Origin of the sequence: Polaribacter sargassicola (assembly GCF_021991835.1) — a bacterium.
Lineage (GTDB): Bacteria > Bacteroidota > Bacteroidia > Flavobacteriales > Flavobacteriaceae > Polaribacter > Polaribacter sargassicola.
Genome location: NZ_JAHDAU010000030.1, coordinates 1 through 540, shown reverse-complemented (window position 1 = coordinate 540; position 540 = coordinate 1). Strand labels below are relative to the sequence as shown.

Sequence of the window (540 nt, the reverse complement as noted above, 5' to 3'; positions counted from 1 at the left end):
GCAGTTGCAAAAATTACAGGAGTAAAATTATGCCAAGCCATTAGAAAACAATTTGGTAAAGATTATGTAAGTTTAATGCCAACCAATTTGTATGGTTATTTCGATAATTTTGATTTAAAAACCTCTCATGTACTACCAGCAATGCTTCGTAAGTTTCACGAAGCAAAAAATAATGGACATTCAGATGTTACATTATGGGGAAGTGGTACACCAATGCGAGAGTTTTTATTTGTAGATGATATGGCAGAAGCAGTAGTTTATGCTTTAGAGAATACATTACCAGAATATTTATACAATGTAGGTTCAGGTAAAGATATTACCATAAAAGAATTGGCAGAAACGATTCAGAAAGTAACAGGTCATCAAGGTGATATTGTTTGGGATTCAGACAAGCCAGACGGTACACCAAGAAAGTTAATGGATGTATCTAAAATGAAAGCCATCGGTTGGGAGTATAAAACAGAATTGCAAGAAGGTATAGAAAAGACCTATGAATGGTTTTTAAATAATATAGATACCATCAAACAGGTAAAAATGTAA

Annotated in this window: 1 protein-coding gene; it reads left to right on the top strand. The window is 33.0% G+C overall.

Annotation, left to right across the window (positions count from 1 at the left end):
- On the top strand, nt 1-540 hold a 540-nt coding region (locus KI686_RS15675; RefSeq protein ID WP_237590272.1), incomplete at its 5' end, for an NAD-dependent epimerase/dehydratase family protein.